Source organism: Methyloversatilis sp. (genome assembly GCF_030698125.1).
Taxonomy (GTDB): Bacteria; Pseudomonadota; Gammaproteobacteria; order Burkholderiales; family Rhodocyclaceae; genus Methyloversatilis.
Genome location: NZ_JAUYNV010000032.1, coordinates 21,408 through 38,853 on the forward strand (window position 1 = coordinate 21,408; position 17,446 = coordinate 38,853).

Consider the following 17,446-nt stretch of genomic DNA (forward strand, 5'->3'; position numbering starts at 1 on the left):
AACATTCGTTTTCCCAACTGCAGCATCACACATTATTCGAGGAGAGTTGATCGTGATTCGCAAACAATTGGTAGGCATCGTGCTCGCTGCAATGGCGGCTACAGCCATGGCGCAGGACGCAGCCCCCTACACCGTTGCCGACGGCAACAAGGTTGACGCCAAGACGATGACCGGCTGGCGTACCTGGCGTGCCGCGGCGTGTGAGCGCTGCCACGGCGCGAACCAGGAAGGCATGGTCGGTCCGTCGCTGATCGAAAGCCTGAAGAAGGTTCCAAAGGAAGAGTTTCTCCAGATCGTGGTTGAAGGTTCGCACGCCGATCGCGGCATGCCTCCGCACCCTTTTCTGAAGGGCGAAAAGGCTGACGGCCTGTACGCCTACCTCAAGGGGCGCTCCGACGGCAAGATCGCCCCGGGCAAGGTTTTCCCGATGGAGTAAGTGCGCACAGACGCACTTCAGGAATGTCAAAGGCCCGGTTTCCGGGCCTTTTTGTTTCCGCTCCCGCTGTCTGGGGCTGAAAGGAAAAACGGCACCCTTGTGGGGTGCCGTCAGTGATGCTGCGGTGGGTATGGCTTACTCCATGCGTTCGTAAGCCGGCAGCGTCAGAAAGTCGGCCAGTTCCGTGGCCACGCACATGTCGCCGAACAGGTTGGCGGCGCGCATGTAGGTGTCCTTGTAGCCGGCGCCAAGCAGCGCCTTGATCTTGTCCAGTTCCTGCGGGATCAGCGCGCGCACCATGTCTGCCGTGACCTTGCGGCCGTCGTCCAGAATGCCCTTGGGGCTGCGGATCCAGGACCACACTTGTGCCCGGCTGATTTCTGCCGTCGCGGCATCTTCCATCAGACCGTGGATGGGCACGCAGCCGTTGCCGTCCATCCAGGCGCCCAGATAGTGGATGCCGACGTTGATGTTCGTACGCAGGCCGGTTTCCGTGATCGGGCCCTCGGGACGGAAGTCGAGCAGGTCCGCCGCACCGTAATTGACGTCCGGCAGTTGCTTGTCGAACTGGTTCGGCCGGTCGCCCAGCACGGCGACGAATTCCGCCAGCGCCGGTGCGACCAGACCCGGGTGGGCCACCCAGCCGCCGTCGTAACCGTCGGTCACGTCGCGATGCTTGTCGGCGCGGATGCCGGCAAGCGCCTTTTCGTTGGCTTCCGGATCCTTCTTGTTCGGAATCAGCGCGCTCATGCCGCCGATCGCCGGGGCACCGCGCCTGTGGCAGGTCTTGATCAGCGACAATGCATAGGCGCGCATGAACGGCACGGTCATCAGGATCTTGCTGCGGTCAGCCAGACAGAAGTCACGGTTGTTGCGCATCGCCTTGATGCACGAAAAGATGTAATCCCAGCGGCCTGCGTTCAGGCCGGCGCTGTGTTCGCGCAGTTCGTACAGGATTTCATCCATCTCGAACGCGGCGTGCAGCGTTTCGATCAGCACCGTGGCCTTGATCGTGCCGCGCGGGATGCCGAGGGCGTCCTGGGCGGCGACGAACACGTCGTTCCACAGCCGGGCTTCGCGATGGCTCTGCAGCTTCGGCAGATAGAAGAACGGGCCGGCGCCACGGGCGATCAATTCCTTCGCGTTGTGGAAGAAGTAGAGCGTGAAATCGAACAGGCCGCCGGACACGCGCTGACCATCGATCAGCACATGCTTCTCGTCGAGGTGCCAGCCGCGCGGACGCACCTGAAGCACAGCCACTTCATCGTTCAGCGCGTAGGTCTTACCGTCCTTCTCGACACTTATGGTGCGGCGGATTGCGTCACGCAGGTTGATCTGCCCGGTGATCTGGTTGTCCCACGACGGCGAATTCGAATCTTCGAAATCGCTCATGTAGCTGTCCGCGCCCGCATTCAGTGCGTTGATAACCATCTTGCGCTCGGTCGGCCCGGTGATTTCGATGCGCCGGCGCTGGAGCGCCTGGGGCAGCGGTGCGATCTTCCAGTTGCCTTCGCGGATGTGCAGCGTGTCGGGCAGGAAGTCCATCGGCATGCCGGCGTCGAGTTCGGCCGCGCGCTTGACGCGGGCAGCGAGCGCTTCACGACGACGGGGCTCGAACTGACGGTGGAGCTCGGCGAGCAGCGCAAGGGCTTCGTGCGTCAGGATGGTGCGGTACTCGGCACTGACCGGCGCGGTGATGATCACGCCTTCCGGCAGTTCCGCTGTGCGGTCGAGCTTCTGGGTCGATTCAGCAATAGTCATAAGCGTGCGCTCCGATGGCAGTTCGCGAGCCGGTGTGACGTGAGCGGAAGTGCTACGTGCTCCGGACCAGAGGTGGCCGTCCCTCACATCCAGCCGGTCAGCGGTGGTGCCGTCGCCGGAGGGATGTGCCGCAGAAGTCGGGTTGCGCCATCTGCAGACGGGAGGACCGAGGTCTAACGTCCGATGCATCAGACCGGCTTGTGCCCGGCGTGAATTGCTGCATCTGCACAAATACTAGACTTTCCTTATGTAATAGTTAAGCTCCGCTTAAGTACATTTATCTTTTACTAAAAGTACAAAATGGACCGCTTTAAAGAGATTGAATCCTTCGTTTCGGTTGCTGCTCAGGGCAGCCTGTCGGCAGTAGCCAAGCTTGAAGGGGTACAGCCGGCCGTGATCGGAAGGCGCATTGACTCGCTGGAAGAGCGGCTGGGCGTGAAATTGATGCTGCGCACGACCCGCAAGCTCACGCTCACTCATGAAGGCACGGCCTACCTCGAAGATTGCCAGCGCATCCTGAACGAGATGGCCAGCGCCGATGCTGCTGTGGGCGCCGGTGGGGCGCGTGCCACGGGTCTGCTGCGCGTCAGCGCACCAGCCGGCTTCGGTCGCCGTCATGTCGCGCCTCTGGTGAAGCGCTTCATGGGCCTCAATCCGGAGGTCAAGATTTCGCTCGACCTGACCGATCGCATGGTCGATCTGGTGAACGAGAACGTGGACTGCGCAGTCCGGATCGGAAGTCTTCCGGATTCCAGCATGATCAGTATCAAATTGGGCGAGACGCGGCGCGTCGTCGTCGCGAGCCCGGAATATCTGCAGCGCTTCGGCAAGCCGGGCCATCCCTACGACCTTCTGCAGCACCGTTGCCTTGGACTCGGGCCGAACCGCGCGCAGTCGCGCGGCTGGAATTTCATGGCGCATGGCGAGCCGCTGACCTTGCGCATCACGCATCTGGTCGAATGCAATGACGGGGCCGTGCTGCGCGATTGGGCGGTCAGCGGACTCGGACTGGCCTGGCGGTCTTACTGGGAGGTGCGCGAGGACCTGGCCTCGGGCGCGCTGATGGAGGTGCTGCACGACTTCGCCGCGCCGCCGATGGGCATCTTTGCGCTGTTTCCACAGCGCCGCCATCTGCCGCTGCGCGTCCGGCTGTTCGTGGATCTGCTGAAACTGACGTACGGCGATCTGGCTTACTGGGAATCCGGCGGTACTCACATCCCTGAGTTGCCCCAGTCGGGTGACGATGAGTAAGCGCGGGCAAACTTGAGCGAACGCACGTAAAAAAAAAGCCGCCGGACCTGCATCCGGCGGCTTCTTCTTTCCGCTTGCGCGGGGGCAAACTCAGTGGAACTGTTCTTCTTCGGTCGAACCGGTCAGCGCGGTCACCGACGAAGCACCACCCTGGATCGTGGTGGTCACGTCGTCGAAGTAACCGGTACCGACTTCCTGCTGGTGCGACACGAAGGTGTAGCCGCGGTCGCGAGCCGCGAATTCCGGCTCCTGCACCTTCTCGACGTAGGCCGACATGCCGCGGGCGACGTAGTCCTGCGCCAGATCGAACATGTGGTACCACATGTTGTGGATGCCGGCGAGCGTGATGAACTGGTACTTGTAACCCATCGCGCCCAGTTCGCGCTGGAACTTGGCGATGGTCGCATCGTCCAGATTCTTCTTCCAGTTGAACGACGGCGAGCAGTTGTAGGCCAGCAGCTTGCCCGGGAACTTGGCGTGGATCGCGTCGGCGAAAGCCTTGGCAAATGCCAGGTCCGGCGTGCCGGTTTCGCACCAGATCAGGTCGGCATACGGTGCGTAGGCCAGGCCGCGCGAGATCGCCTGATCCAGACCCTTGTTGGTCTTGTAGAAGCCTTCGGCCGTGCGCTCGCCGGTGACGAAGGGCTTGTCGTTGGCGTCGCAGTCGCTGGTCAGCAGATCAGCGGCTTCCGCATCGGTGCGGGCCAGAATCAGGGTCGGCACGCCGTAGACGTCGGCGGCCAGACGGGCAGCGATCAGCTTCTGCACGGCTTCCTGCGTCGGCACGAGGACCTTGCCACCCATGTGACCGCACTTCTTCACGGACGCCAGCTGGTCCTCGAAATGCACGCCGCCGGCGCCGGCGCGGATCATCGCCTTCATCAGTTCGTGGGCATTGAGCACGCCGCCGAAACCGGCTTCCGCGTCTGCCACGATCGGGGCGAAGTAGTCGATGTAGCCCTTGCCGCCTTCGTAAATGCCCTTGGCGTGCTGGATTTCGTCAGCGCGCTTGAAGCTGTTGTTGATGCGGCTCACGACCGTCGGCACCGAATCAACCGGGTACAGCGACTGGTCGGGGTACATCGCTTCGTACGAATTGTTGTCCGCGGCAACTTGCCAGCCCGACAGATAGATCGCCTTCACGCCGGCCTTCACCTGCTGCATGGCCTGACCGCCGGTCAGTGCGCCGAGGCAGTTGATGAACGGCTCGTTGTTGACCAGATCCCACAGCTTTTCAGCGCCGCGGCGGGCCAGCGAGTACTCGACCGGGAACGAACCGCGCAGGCGATAGACGTCGGCGGCCGTGTAGCCGCGCTTGATGCCCTTCCAGCGGGGGTTCTCGTCCCAGTCCTTCTGAATCTTGGCGATTTCCTGATCTTTCGTGCTCATTGCGCATCCTCGGAGAAAAAACAAAAAACGGTCGCTCAGTGCATGCGCACCGAGCGGCCTGCATCTGAATCTGAAGCGGCTTGACGCCCCTGTCCGGTTGCGTTGTCCGGACATCCTTTCGGCCATCGAGTGCTGATGCGGGCCGAACCACGAAATCCGCGTTGGCATGACGTCATGGGTGGTGACATGCAGGCCGGGCGTCCGGAAACCGACTGACAGCAGCGTCAGGCGACGATCGTGACAGGCGAAGTATAAAGACCCTTGGGCAAAGCAACAAGAGGTCTTCTATAAGATATAAGAAATACCTAATTGTTTAAAAACAATGGCTTGATGTTTTATTGAACCACAGGGTGTGAAATAAATCCGGAAAATGCACAGATTTTGGTGCGCTGCGATACCCGGATTTACTTCAGATCAGCGCGCGTGTGCTCACGATGACGCCGTCGCCATCCGCATACAGATAATGTCCGGGAACGAAGTCGATGCCGCCGAAGCTGATCGTGATGTCGCTCTGGCCTTCATTGCGTTTCACGGTTTTGAGCGGATGGGTGCCGAGCGCCATCACCCCGATATTCATCTGCGAAATGGCGGCCGAGTCGCGGATGCAGCCATAGACGACGATACCTGCCCAGCCGTTTTTCACTGCCAGTGCCGCGATCTGGTCACCGACCAGCGCCCGGCGCATCGATCCGCCGCCATCGACCACCAGCACCTTGCCGTTGCCTGGAGTCTCGAGTGCCTTGCGCACCAGCCCGTTGTCCTCGTACAGTTTCAAGGTGCTGATCGGACCACCAAACGCGCTGTGCCCGCCGAAGCAGCGGAACATTGGCGCGCAGACCCGCAGTTCGGCTTCGAATTGATCGCACAGATCTGCTGTTTGAATCGTCATGCTGTGTCCTTTCCCATTGGAAACACGGTTGAAGTCGGGCAAGAAAACCGGACGAAAAAAAGAGGCGGCCCGTGGGCCGCCTCTGCTGTAACGGCCGGGATCACACCGGCGCGACAGCTTCCTCTTCGTCGAATACCAGTTTCACCTTCTTGTCCGCATCGATCTCGATGGTCACCTTGCCGCCATTGGTCAGGCGGCCGAACAGCAGCTCGTCGGCCAGTGCCGAGCGGATTGTGTCCTGGATAAGACGCGCCATCGGGCGCGCGCCCATCAGTGGATCGAAGCCCGACTCGGCAAGCCAGCTGCGCAGCGTGTCCGAGAAAACCACTTCGACCTTCTTTTCCTGCAGTTGCCCTTCCAGTTGCATCAGGAACTTGTCGACCACGCGAAGGATGATTTCGCGGTCGAGCGCCTTGAAGGAAATGATGGCGTCAAGACGGTTACGGAACTCCGGCGTGAACAGGCGCTTGATGTCGATCATTTCGTCGCCGGGCTTGCGGTCGTCAGTAAAGCCGATTACCGACTTCTGCAGTGTTTCCTGACCGGCGTTGGTCGTCATGATGATGACCACATTGCGGAAGTCGGCCTGACGCCCGTTGTTGTCGGTCAGGGTACCGTGATCCATCACCTGCAGCAGAATGTTGTAGATGTCCGGGTGCGCTTTTTCGATCTCGTCGAGCAACAGCACGCAATGCGGCTTTTTCGTGACCGCCTCGGTCAGAAGACCGCCCTGGTCGAAGCCGACATAGCCCGGCGGTGCGCCGATCAGCCGGCTGACCGCGTGGCGTTCCATGTACTCGGACATGTCGAAACGAACCAGTTCGATGCCCATGCAATAGGCGAGCTGACGCGCAACTTCCGTCTTGCCGACGCCGGTCGGGCCGCTGAACAGGAAACTGCCGATCGGCTTCTGCGGGTTGCCCAGACCGGATCTCGACATCTTGATCGCCGTCGCCAGCGCGTCGATGGCCTTGTCCTGACCGAACACCACGTTCCGAAGATCGCGGTCGAGGTTGCGCAGCGCGGAGCGATCGTCGTTGGACACGTGCTGCGAAGGAACACGCGCGATCTTCGCGACGATCTCTTCGATCTCGGTCTTGCCGATGACCTTCTTCTGTTTCGACTTGGGCAGTACGCGCTGGGCTGCTCCGGCTTCATCGATCACGTCGATTGCCTTGTCGGGCAGGTGACGGTCGTTGATGTAGCGCGCCGACAGTTCAGCCGCCGACGACAGTGCCGTCGCAGAATACTTGACGCCGTGATGCTGTTCGAAGCGCGATTTCAGGCCCTTCAGGATCGATACGGTTTCCTGAACGCTTGGCTCATTGACGTCGATCTTCTGGAACCGGCGCGACAGCGCGTGATCTTTTTCGAACACGCCACGGTACTCGGTGTAGGTCGTCGCCCCGATGCACTTCAACTGGCCGGAAGACAGCGCTGGCTTCAACAGGTTGGACGCATCAAGTGTGCCGCCGGACGCAGCGCCCGCCCCGATCAGCGTGTGAATCTCGTCAATGAACAGGATTGCGTTTGCATTGTCGAGCAGCTGCTTCAGCACGGACTTCAACCGCTGTTCAAAATCGCCGCGATACTTCGTGCCGGCGAGCAGCGCACCCATGTCCAGCGCGTAGATCGTTGCGTCGGCAAGAATGTCGGGAACACGGCCTTCGATAATGCGGCGCGCGAGTCCTTCGGCGATGGCGGTCTTGCCAACGCCTGCTTCACCCACGAGCAGCGGGTTGTTCTTGCGCCGGCGGCACAGCGTCTGGATGACGCGCTCAAGTTCATCGTCACGGCCGATCAACGGGTCGATCTTGCCCATCAGCGCTTGCGCGTTCAGATTCTGCGTGAAGCTGTCGAGCGCACCGCCGGCCTGGCTGCCTTCCGGTTCCTGCTCGGACTGTTCGGTCTCGGGCTTGTTCGCTGCTGCGGGCTGTGCCGACTTGGTGATTCCGTGCGATATGAAATTGACGATATCGAGGCGCGTGACGCCCTGACGCTGCAGGAAATACACCGCATGCGAATCCTTTTCGCCGAAGATCGCGACCAGCACGTTCGCGCCGGTGACTTCCTTCTTGCCCGACGACTGGACATGCAGGATGGCGCGCTGGATTACGCGCTGGAATCCGAGCGTCGGCTGCGTATCGATTTCTTCGCTTCCATCGACCACGGGCGTGTGCTCGTTGATGAAGGCCGACAGCTCCTTGCGCAGGTCGTCGATGTTGACGGCGCAGGCGCGCAGAACCTCGGCGGCCGATGGATTGTCGAGCAGTGCGAGCAGCAGGTGCTCGACCGTGATGAATTCATGGCGCTTCTGCCGTGCTTCGACGAATGCCATGTGAAGACTGACTTCCAACTCCTGCGCGATCATTTCAATTTTCCTCCATGACACACGCCAGCGGATGTTGATGCTGGCGGGCAAAGGTACACACCTGTTCGACCTTGGACGCTGCAACGTCCCTGGGGTAAATGCCGCAAACTCCGGCGCCCTCCGTATGTACCTTGAGCATCACGCGGGTAGCCTGTTCCCTGCTCATGGCAAAAAACCTCTGTAGCACTCCAACCACGAAGTCCATCGGGGTGTAATCGTCATTCAACACCATGACCTTGAAGAGAGGTGGGGGCTCCACCCGGTTCTTTTCAAGCTCAAGAAGTGTTTCTTCCTGCTTGCGTGTAACCATGGCCTCATTCTAATCACAATCAACCGCTCTGCAACACGGGAATGCTACGGCTTTAAGGGGTCTTTTCCGGGGCATCTACAGGTGCCTGATCCGCGCGGCTGGCGCTCATTCCAGAGGCACCACGAGCGATGCCTTCATCGCGGACCGGGCCCGGATAGCGGCCATGGTGAAGTGCCGTACTGCACAATGAAAACGTCTTGACCGCTTGGTACATCTGGGCTAAAAGCCGATTTGTACCTGGTTCAGGCTCTTGCATGATCGGATTCCCGGTCCGTTGCGGAGTTCCCGCAGGGTCGGCAGTTCCCGGAGTCGGAGCATCAGAACTGGAAGTGCACACGCAACGGGGGATTTCGGGTCATTCGAGCGGTTGAGAGGAAAACATCAATGGCAACTGGCACTGTGAAGTGGTTCAACGATTCCAAAGGTTACGGCTTCATCACTCCGGACGACGGCAGCGAGGATTTGTTCGCACACTTTTCCGCGATCCAGATGGGGGGCTTCAAGACTCTCAAGGAAGGTCAGAAAGTGAGTTTTGAAGTGACGCAGGGCCCGAAAGGCAAACAGGCGGCCAACATCCAGGCGGCTTGATCGCGTTACAGGAGGTACACAACAAAAAACCCGGTCCAGGACCGGGTTTTTTGTTGTGTACCGCCGTGCGCCCGAAACTTCGCTTCGGGCGCACGGCGCGCGCCGGACTACATGCGCGCAATCATTGCGCGACCGAATTCCGAGCAGGACACCTCATTCGCGCCATCCATCAGACGGGCAAAGTCGTAGGTCACCTGCCGGTCGCCGATGGCGCGCTCCATGGACGCGATGATCAGGTCAGCGGCTTCGAGCCAGCCCATGTGGCGCAGCATCATTTCGGCCGACAGGATCAGCGAACCCGGATTCACCTTGTCCAGCCCGGCGTACTTCGGTGCCGTGCCATGCGTGGCTTCGAACACGGCGTACTGATCCGAAATGTTGGCGCCCGGTGCAATGCCGATGCCGCCGACCTGTGCAGCCAGCGCGTCGGAGATGTAGTCGCCGTTCAGGTTCAGCGTGGCGATCACGTCGTAATCGGCCGGGCGCAGCAGGATCTGCTGCAGGAAAGCGTCGGCGATCGCATCCTTGACGATGATGTCGCGGCCAGTCTTGGGATTCTTGAACTTGCACCACGGGCCGCCATCAATCGGCTCGGCACCGAACTCGTTCTGCGCCAGTCCGTAGCCGAAGTCGCGGAAGCCGCCTTCCGTGTACTTCATGATGTTGCCCTTGTGCACGAAGGTGACCGACTTGCGATCATTGTCCACCGCGTACTGCAGCGCCTTGCGGATCAGGCGTTCCGAGCCTTCGCGCGACACCGGCTTGATACCGATGGCCGATGTTTCCGGGAAGCGGATCTTCTTGACACCCATTTCGTCGCGCAGGAACTTGATAACCTTGCGTGCGCCATCCGACTCGGCCTGCCACTCGATGCCGGCGTAGATGTCTTCCGTGTTCTCGCGGAAGATCACCATATTGATCTGCTCGGGGTGCTTGACCGGGCTGGGTACGCCCTGGAAGTAGCATACCGGGCGCAGGCAGACATACAGATCAAGCTCCTGACGCAGCGCGACGTTCAGCGAGCGGATGCCGCCACCGACCGGCGTCGTCATCGGGCCCTTGATCGACACCACGTATTCCTTCAGCGCTGCCAGCGTGTCTTCGGGCAGCCATACGTCGGGGCCGTACATCCGGGTGGCCTTCTCGCCTGCATACACCTCCATCCACGTGATCTTGCGCTTGCCGCCGTAGGCCTTGGCCACCGCTGCATCGACGACGTCCTTCATGACCGGCGTGATGTCCACGCCGATGCCGTCGCCTTCGATGAACGGAATGATGGGGTTGTCCGGGACCGGTTTGCCCGCGACGATCTTTGTCCCCTCGGCGGGAATCTTGATGTGAGTTGTACTCATGCCATCCAGCTCCTTGGTGTGTTGTCTGGTTATAGTCCCTGCGGCGGGGTTGCCGCCAGCAGGCCAGCGCGATTATCCCCCAATCGCGATTTGATGCGACACCTGCTGCGCCTGCCGGGCGCGATTGTGCGGCGCGGGTGCCCGTCAGGCGGCCTCCCGCAATAGAATCCAGACCTTCACAGACAGGGCGGACAGCACATGAATCTTCCGGCAGGCCAGAACCGGGTCGCCCAGGCCATTGCGCAGGCGCTGATCGACGGCTTCGACAAGCACTATCGGCTTTTCCGCATGGTCAGCGGCAATGCCAAGGAGCGTTTCGAACAGGCGGACTGGCAAGGCCAGCACCGCTGCATCCGCGAACGCATCCAGTATTACGACGACCGGGTGCGCGAGTGCGTCGATCGGCTGCACAACGAGTTTCATGCCGATTCGCTGGACGACAACACCTGGCAGCAGGCCAAGCTGCTGTACATCGGTCTGCTCGTGAATCACCAGCAGCCGGAGCTGGCCGAAACCTTCTTCAATTCGGTCACGACCAAGATCCTGCACCGGCAGTATTTCCACAACGACTTCATCTTCGTCCGGCCGGCCATTTCGACCGAACTGATCGAAAGCTCGCCGCCGACCTGGCGCAGTTACTACCCGAACCAGTCAGGCCTGCGGGTGGCGATGAAAACCATCTTCAGCGACTTCGGCTGGAAGCGGCCCTACACCGACCTCGACCGCGACGTCGATTATGTGATGCGCGCCGTGCAGTCACATCTGGGCGGTGAGTGGCCGCAGCGGGAAGCCAACTTCCAGCTGCAGGTGCTCGGTTCGGCCTTCTACCGCAACAAGGCGGCCTACGTGATCGGCAAGGCGATCAACGGTCACCAGGAGTATCCGTTCATGGTGTCGGTGCTGCATGACCGCAAGGGCGGGCTGTTCCTCGACGCCATCCTGCTCGAACCCTGGCGGGTCAGCGTCATGTTCTCGCTGTCGCGCGCCTACTTCATGGCCGACATGCAGGTGCCGTCCGCCAACGTGCATTTCCTGCGCGCGCTGATGCCGAAGAAGCCGCGCTCCGAGATCTACACGATGCTGGGGCTGGGCAAGCAGGGCAAGACCATGTTCTTCCGCGACCTGATCAATCACCTGCGCCACTCGAACGACAATTTCGTCGAGGCACCCGGCATCCGCGGTCTGGTCATGCTGGTGTTCATGCTGCCGTCCTACCCTTACGTATTCAAGATCATCAAGGACAAGTTCGGCAGCTCGAAGGACACCGACCGGGCAACGGTGAAGCGCAAGTTCCTGATGGTGAAGCAGGTGGACCGCGTCGGCCGTATGGCTGACACCATCGAGTTTTCCGACATCGCGCTGCCGGCGCACCGCTTCACGCCCGAGTTGCTGGAGCAGCTCGAAGAGCTGGCGCCGTCGATGATCGAACGCGACGGCGACACGCTGGTGATCCGCCACTGCTACATCGAGCGGCGCATGATTCCGCTGAACATCTACCTCGAAACCGCCAGCGAGGAACAGATCGATCACGCGGTGTACGAGTACGGCAATGCGATCCGCGAACTGGCGGTCGCCAACATCTTCCCGGGCGACCTGCTGTGGAAGAACTTCGGCGTCACCCGTTACGGCCGGGTCGTGTTCTACGACTACGACGAGATCGAATTCCTGACCGACTGCAACTTCCGCCGCATCCCGCCGGCACCCAGCTTCGAGCATGAAATGTCGGGCGAGGTCTGGTATTCGGTGGCGCGCAACGACATCTTTCCGGAAGAATTCGCCACCTTCCTGCTGTCGACGCCCAAGGTGCGGGCCGCCTTCCTGAAGTATCACCGCGACCTGCTGGACGTGAAGTTCTGGCAGGAAACGCAGCAGCGCATCCGCGACGGTCACATACAGGACTTCTTTCCGTATCCGGAGCAGCTGCGTTTCTCGCGCCGTTTCGGGCATGCGGATGCGCCGTCCGGCGTGCCTGCGTGAGTCGTCTTCTGCTGCTGAACAAGCCGTTCGGCGTGATCTGTCAATTTTCCGCCGACGGCTTGCACCCGACACTGGCCGACTGGGTCGCCGTACCCGGCGTCTATCCGGCCGGACGCCTGGATACGGACAGCGAAGGCCTGCTGCTGCTGACCGACGACGGCGCACTGCAGCATCGCATCACCGATCCGAAACACAAGATGATCAAGCGCTACCGGGTGCAGGTCGAACGTGTGCCGGACGAGGCGGCGCTGGATCGTCTGCGCACGGGCGTGACGCTGAAGGACGGTCCGACGCGCCCGTGCGCGGTGCGCCGCATCGACGAACCAGCCGGCCTTTGGCCGCGCGACCCGCCAGTGCGCCACCGCATCGCGGTGCCCACCTGCTGGCTCGAACTCGACATCAGCGAAGGACGCAACCGCCAGGTTCGCCGGATGACGGCCGCGATCGGCCATCCGACGCTGCGACTGATCCGCATCGCCATCGGTCCGTGGCAACTTGGCGGCCTGCAACCAGGTCAATGGCGGGAGGCCGAGCCCGACTGATGTGCGCCGCCCCTTGTGCGCAATCCCGTTCGATCAAGCGCAGACTGATGTCGATCAATACGTACAGTTCCATTTCCGGCACCATCCATCTCTCCCGACCGCCTGCCATGACCCGAAGACTGTTTTGCCTGCTGTGGATTGCTCTGTGCACTGGCGCTCAGGCCGCGCCGCCCCCGGTCGATCTGGCGGTCGGCATGTATCGCGTCAAGGTTGAAGTCGCGCGTACGCAATCGACGCGCATGACCGGTCTGATGCACCGTACCGAAATGCCGGCCGATGCGGGCATGCTGTTCGTTTTTCCGCAAGTGCAGACGCACTGCATGTGGATGCGCAACACGCTGATTCCGCTCAGCGTCGCCTTCATCGACGCGCAGGGCGTGGTCATCAACATTGCCGACATGACGCCGCACGACGAAACAGCCCATTGCGCGACCCGTCCGGCGCGTTACGCGCTCGAAACCAATGCGGGCTGGTTTGCGTCACGCAAGCTCACCGCCGGCGCAAAAGTCGCCGGCCTCGAACGCATTCCTGCACCCGAATGAAGGAGACTTTGATGGATCCGACCCAGCACCGAATCGACTACACCCTTGGCAGCCTCGACGAGACGAGCGCACCGGACGATCCGATCGTGCAGTTCCGCAACTGGTTCGAGGACGCCGGCCGTGTGGTCGAGCGTGATCCGAATGCGATGACGCTGGCCACCGTCGGCGCCGATGGTCGCCCCAGTGCCCGCATCGTGCTGCTGCGCGGCTATGGCGATGACGGATTCGTCTTCTTCACGAACTACGACAGTCGCAAGGGCGACGAGCTTGCCGGCAATCCGCACGCCAGCCTGCTGCTGTTCTGGGCGGTGCTGGAACGGCAGATCCGCATCGAGGGGCGGGTGAGCCGGGTCAGCGCGGAAGAGTCCGACGCCTATTTTTCGCTGCGCCCGCTCGGCAACCGTCTCGGCGCATGGGCATCACCACAGAGCCGCGAAATACCGAGCCGCGAATCGCTGGCCGAGCGCGTCCGGCAGTTCGAAGCGAAATTCGGTACGGCACCCCCGCGGCCGGAGAACTGGGGCGGCTACCGCCTGCAGCCCGATGCGATCGAGTTCTGGCAGGGCAGGTCGGATCGCCTGCACGACCGACTGCTGTACCGGCGCAGCCAACCGGATGCGGCGTGGTCGCGCGTCAGGCTGGCGCCGTAGGCAACTCCCGCCGTTAACCCGGCAGCGGCGCCAGCGATCATGCCGGCGACATATGTCAGCCCGGCTTGCCGAGCGCGGCGTGCAGACCGCGGGTGGATGCATCGGCATCGGCCGGCAGGTTTCCGCTGGCAAGGGCGCGCGCCATCTGCTTGCCGTATTCAACGCCATACTGGTCGAAGCTGTTGATGCCCAGCAGCCAGCCCTGCACAAACACCTTGTGTTCATACATCGCAAGCAGCTGACCCAGCGTGCGCGGGTTCAGTTGCGGCATCAGCAGTGTGGTGCTGGGCTGGTTGCCCGGGCAGGCGACATGAGGTGACAGCCGGGTGGCTTCCTGCTCCGACAGCCCGCTGCGCCGCAGTTCATCCAGCGCCTCGTCGCGTGTCTTGCCGCGCATCAGCGCTGCACTTTGTGCGAGCGCGTTCAGCTGCACCAGGCGCGTGCGCTCGTCGGGTGCATTACGCGGCACGATGAAATGCATCGGCATCATGCGCGTACCCTGATAGAACTGCTGGTGATAGGCGTGCTGACCGACGATGCCCGAACCGCCCCACACGACCGGTGCGCTCGGCGCCCGGCTCAGCTCCCCGGTCGACGTGCAGCGCTTGCCGTTGCTTTCCATCTCCAGCTGCTGGAGATAGGCCGGCAGGCTGCGCAGCAGATGGCTGTAGGGCAGCACGGCCAGCGTTTCCAGACCCATGCCGCTGGCGTTCCAGAAGTCGATCAGGCCCATCATGACCGGCAGGTTGCTGCTCATCGGCGCCTGGGTGAAATGCTCGTCCATCGAGCGTGCGCCATCCAGCATTTCGCGGAAGGCCGGCATGCCGATCGCGCAGGCCAGCGGCAACGCGATCGATGACCAGACCGAGTAGCGGCCGCCGACCCACTCCGGCAGAAACAGGCAGCGTTCTGCCGGCACCCCGAGTTCCTGCGCCGCCGCGGGGCGGTTGGTCACCGCAAAAAGATGCTGGCCGACCCCCGCGCTGCCCAGCCCGTCTGCCAGCCACTTCATCGCCACCTTCGCGTTGGCCAGCGTTTCCTGCGTGGTGAAGCTTTTCGACGACAGCACAAACGCGGTGTGCGCGGGCTTGCAGTCGCGCAAGGCCAGGTCGAGCGCCACCGGATCGAGGTTGGCCACCAGCTTGACCACCGGGCCGTCGCACTGCGGTTCGAGCGTTTCCATGGCGAGCCGCGGACCCAGATCCGAACCGCCGATACCCAGATTGATCACGTGAGTAATGGTCTGGCCGGTTGCGCCGAGCAACTCGCGTCGACGGATCAGGCCCACCCAGTGTTCGAGTGCGCCGAGGCAGTCGCGCACCAGCTCGGCGTGAGCGCCGTCGCGCGCGCGCAGTGCCATGTGCAGCGCGGCGCGGCGCTCGGTGAAATTCACCTGGTCTCCGGCGGCCAGCGCGCGGATGCCGCGCGGAAGGTCAAGCGCATGCACCAGTTCCATCAGCAGCGACAGGGTTTCGTCGTCGACGCGCTGCTTCGAGTAGTCCATCAGCCAGCCATCGTGCGCGAGCGAATAGCGTGCAAAACGCTCGCTGTCCTGTTCGAAGAAATTCCGCAGGTGCACGCGCGACAACTGGATCGCCTTGGACCTCAGGGCCGGCCATGCGGACGTCTGCATCAGCAGGTTCATGTCTTCCGCTTTCTTCTATCGGTAGATGCGTCGGTTCAGCTTCGCCTGTACAGCATGAATCGTTCGTGCCGGTCGCCCGGCCGCCGACCTTCCCACACGATCGACCAGCTCGCGTCGAGTACGGGGCGTTGACCGCCCCGCCCATGGTACGCAAGCAGGGTGTCACATTGTCGGCCGGCTTTGCTCATCGCATTGACCGGCTTCAGACCGGCGAAATAATAGAACGCAGCCCGGTGACTGTCCTGCAACCCGCTGAACGCAATGCACCCGCCGTTTGCTGGCAACGCCCGTGCGATCTGGCCGGCGACGTCGCGATAGCTGCGACCGTAGTCGATCCAGGGCAACCACAGGCTGCTCAGCAGGAACCATATCAGCAATACACCGCATCCCCAGGTGAGCGCTCCACGCGTCGGCGTTCTGGGGGAGCGCCACAGCATCCACAGCCAGGCCAGCGACACGATGGTCGCGAGGATGAACGGCCCCCACGACAGCGCCATGACGAAACCCGGTTCAAGCTTCGAGAAGGTACGCGCGAAACGTTCAGGCCAGCCGGTCAGCATGGCGACCCAGCCCAGCCAGATGACGAAGCCGAGCAGCGAAAAGGTCATCACGCCGAACCAGTCCAGTGCGTTTGCCGCCCCGCGGCGCAGGGTCGGCAGGCCCGCGCTGCCCAGTACGACCAGCGGTGCCAGCAGTGGCAGTGCGCGCTGATTGCGCACGATGCCGTCGCCGCTGACTTGAACGAACAGCAGCACGAACAGCAGCAGCGGCAGCGAAAACACCGGCGACCGCCACTGATGCCGTCGCTTCCACAGCGCCCAGCCCGCCAGCGGCAGTGCCGGCCAGGCAAACCAGGCGAGCACCTTGATCCATTCCGCGGCATCGGCGACGATCCGGGGGCCGTCTGGGATCAGGCGGTCGATATCGTGCTGCCAGACGCGGGCTGCATGGGCCGGGTCGAGCAGCAGGACCCAGCTGGCCGCGATCAGCGCACCGATCGCCATCGCCAGCGGCAGCGCCACCATGCGTGACGGGGTGCCGGCGACGCTGCGCCACACAGGCAGCAGCGGCATCGCTGCCGCGGCGATCAGCAGGATGGCAGCCAGCCACAGCCCGGTACCCAGTCCGGCGATCGCAAGGGCGAGCACCAGTGCGGCACCGCCATGCCAGGGTTTGCGCGCCACCAGCGCCAGCGCCCACATGCCGATGCCGAGCGCGGCCAGCATGGTGGTGGCCGGTTGCGCATCGTGCAGATGCACCACGACGCCGAGGTTGGCGAGCGCCAGAAGCGGCGCGATTCGCGCCGCGGGTGGTCCGTAGAGCTCGCGTGCGGCACCGGCGCTGCCCCATACCCACAGCGCAGCGAAGAAGGCGCTGGCCACGCGTGCGCTGTCTGCGAAGCTCAAGCCGAGCCAGCTGCCGATCTGCCCGGTGACGGCCGCCATCCAGTGGAACAGTGGCGGGCTGTCCAGCCAGACCTGTCCCGCCAGTCGGGGCAGCAGCCAGTCGCCTTCGCGTGCGAACGCCAGCGCGATGCCGATGTGCAGCGCGTCGTCGCCCTTCCACGGGTCGCGGCCGAACAATCCGGTGAACAGGTAGACCAGCACGACAGCCATGACGAAGGCGGTTTGCGGCGGATCACCGATCAGGAAGTTTCGCGGGGTCTGGCGCAGCAACGGCGGGAGCGTCATCGGAACGATCAGTCAGGGTGGCGGGCGGATTTTAGGGGCAGTCGGGCCTGCA

General features: G+C 62.4%; 15 protein-coding genes. 7 read left to right on the forward strand and 8 right to left on the reverse strand.

What is annotated here, in order from left to right; translation table 11 throughout:
- Nucleotides 1-52 precede the first annotated feature (52 nt).
- A complete protein-coding gene (locus Q8Q80_RS12640) occupies nt 53-436 on the forward strand; it encodes a cytochrome c (RefSeq protein ID WP_305633245.1) in 384 nt (127 codons plus the stop codon).
- A gap of 135 nt (nt 437-571) precedes the next feature.
- Here the strand turns inward: Q8Q80_RS12640 and aceB are convergent, their stop codons facing one another.
- Entirely contained in the window at nt 572-2,197 is a 1,626-nt protein-coding gene (aceB, locus tag Q8Q80_RS12645) for a malate synthase A (protein ID WP_305633246.1), read from the reverse strand.
- 300 nt (nt 2,198-2,497) lie between these two features.
- Between aceB and Q8Q80_RS12650 the strand changes: the two genes are divergently transcribed.
- Nucleotides 2,498-3,448 (forward strand): LysR family transcriptional regulator, encoded by a 951-nt coding sequence (locus tag Q8Q80_RS12650; RefSeq protein ID WP_305633247.1) that lies wholly within the window; start codon nt 2,498-2,500, stop codon nt 3,446-3,448.
- Nucleotides 3,449-3,538: 90 nt separating this feature from the next.
- Here the strand turns inward: Q8Q80_RS12650 and aceA are convergent, their stop codons facing one another.
- The 4 genes from aceA to clpS all read right to left on the reverse strand — a co-directional run bounded on the left by aceA (nt 3,539) and on the right by clpS (nt 8,407).
- Complete coding sequence (aceA, locus tag Q8Q80_RS12655; protein ID WP_305633248.1) at nt 3,539-4,837, reverse strand: isocitrate lyase; 1,299 nt, start codon at nt 4,835-4,837, stop codon at nt 3,539-3,541.
- Between the two features lie 409 nt (nt 4,838-5,246).
- Nucleotides 5,247-5,768, reverse strand: a complete 522-nt coding sequence (rraA, locus tag Q8Q80_RS12660; RefSeq protein ID WP_305633249.1) for a ribonuclease E activity regulator RraA — start codon at nt 5,766-5,768, stop codon at nt 5,247-5,249.
- Nucleotides 5,769-5,826: 58 nt separating this feature from the next.
- A complete protein-coding gene (gene clpA / locus Q8Q80_RS12665; RefSeq protein WP_305633250.1) occupies nt 5,827-8,097 on the reverse strand; it encodes an ATP-dependent Clp protease ATP-binding subunit ClpA in 2,271 nt (756 codons plus the stop codon).
- A gap of 1 nt (nt 8,098) precedes the next feature.
- Nucleotides 8,099-8,407 (reverse strand): ATP-dependent Clp protease adapter ClpS, encoded by a 309-nt coding sequence (gene clpS, locus Q8Q80_RS12670; RefSeq protein WP_305633251.1) that lies wholly within the window; start codon nt 8,405-8,407, stop codon nt 8,099-8,101.
- A gap of 384 nt (nt 8,408-8,791) precedes the next feature.
- Here clpS and Q8Q80_RS12675 point away from each other — a divergent pair, with 384 nt between their 5' ends.
- The gene (locus tag Q8Q80_RS12675) at nt 8,792-8,995 is read left to right on the forward strand and encodes a cold-shock protein (protein ID WP_069037760.1); all 204 of its coding nucleotides are present in this window, start codon (nt 8,792-8,794) and stop codon (nt 8,993-8,995) included.
- A 107-nt stretch (nt 8,996-9,102) separates the two neighbouring features.
- On the opposite strand, the gene icd is transcribed toward Q8Q80_RS12675, so the two are convergent.
- Nucleotides 9,103-10,347: an NADP-dependent isocitrate dehydrogenase gene (gene icd, locus Q8Q80_RS12680; RefSeq protein WP_305633252.1), complete on the reverse strand. Its 1,245-nt coding sequence runs from the start codon at nt 10,345-10,347 to the stop codon at nt 9,103-9,105.
- Between the two features lie 198 nt (nt 10,348-10,545).
- On the opposite strand from icd, the gene aceK reads away from it, so the two are divergent.
- The 4 genes from aceK to pdxH all read left to right on the forward strand — a co-directional run bounded on the left by aceK (nt 10,546) and on the right by pdxH (nt 14,058).
- Entirely contained in the window at nt 10,546-12,324 is a 1,779-nt protein-coding gene (gene aceK, locus Q8Q80_RS12685) for a bifunctional isocitrate dehydrogenase kinase/phosphatase (RefSeq protein WP_305633253.1), read from the forward strand.
- Nucleotides 12,321-12,866, forward strand: a complete 546-nt coding sequence (locus Q8Q80_RS12690) for a pseudouridine synthase (RefSeq protein ID WP_305633254.1) — start codon at nt 12,321-12,323, stop codon at nt 12,864-12,866. Before aceK ends, Q8Q80_RS12690 begins: the two co-directional genes overlap by 4 nt.
- A 107-nt stretch (nt 12,867-12,973) precedes the next feature.
- Nucleotides 12,974-13,408, forward strand: coding sequence for a DUF192 domain-containing protein (locus Q8Q80_RS12695; protein WP_305633255.1), 435 nt, complete (start codon nt 12,974-12,976; stop codon nt 13,406-13,408).
- Nucleotides 13,409-13,419: 11 nt separating this feature from the next.
- Nucleotides 13,420-14,058 (forward strand): pyridoxamine 5'-phosphate oxidase, encoded by a 639-nt coding sequence (gene pdxH / locus Q8Q80_RS12700; RefSeq protein ID WP_305633256.1) that lies wholly within the window; start codon nt 13,420-13,422, stop codon nt 14,056-14,058.
- A gap of 55 nt (nt 14,059-14,113) precedes the next feature.
- Here the strand turns inward: pdxH and pgi are convergent, their stop codons facing one another.
- Nucleotides 14,114-15,703, reverse strand: a complete 1,590-nt coding sequence (gene pgi, locus Q8Q80_RS12705) for a glucose-6-phosphate isomerase (protein WP_305633257.1) — start codon at nt 15,701-15,703, stop codon at nt 14,114-14,116.
- 35 nt (nt 15,704-15,738) lie between these two features.
- A complete protein-coding gene (locus Q8Q80_RS12710; RefSeq protein ID WP_305633258.1) occupies nt 15,739-17,394 on the reverse strand; it encodes a glycosyltransferase family 39 protein in 1,656 nt (551 codons plus the stop codon).
- Nucleotides 17,395-17,446: the final 52 nt, after the last annotated feature.